The organism is Pantoea sp. SIMBA_079 (genome assembly GCF_046940275.1).
Lineage (GTDB): Bacteria > Pseudomonadota > Gammaproteobacteria > Enterobacterales > Enterobacteriaceae > Pantoea > Pantoea borealis.
Genome location: NZ_JAWRYR010001023.1, coordinates 1 through 229, shown reverse-complemented (window position 1 = coordinate 229; position 229 = coordinate 1). Strand labels below are relative to the sequence as shown.

General features: G+C 59.4%; 1 protein-coding gene. It reads right to left on the bottom strand.

All coding sequences use genetic code 11. The annotated features are described in order from the left end of the window. Positions 1 to 39: 39 nt before the first annotated feature. Positions 40 to 229 (bottom strand): hypothetical protein (locus SB719_RS23010; RefSeq protein WP_412160168.1); only part of this gene is annotated, 190 nt, incomplete at its 5' end.

Genomic DNA, 229 nt, shown 5'->3' with positions numbered 1-229 from the left:
CGGCCCACTGCCCGACGGTTGCGGCAAAAGACCTGGCCATTATTCCACCAACTGAGCGACGAAATCGATCTTGTATTCGGCCACGCACTTGCATCCGATCTTGTGCCGGGCCGGAATGCCTGGAGCATGCGGATACATGATCAAGGTGCCGTCTGGCGCGACGAATGGTTGGTCATACCTGACCTTCTGTCCTCGCATCGCAACATGCTGCGCTCGCGGGTGCTCCTGC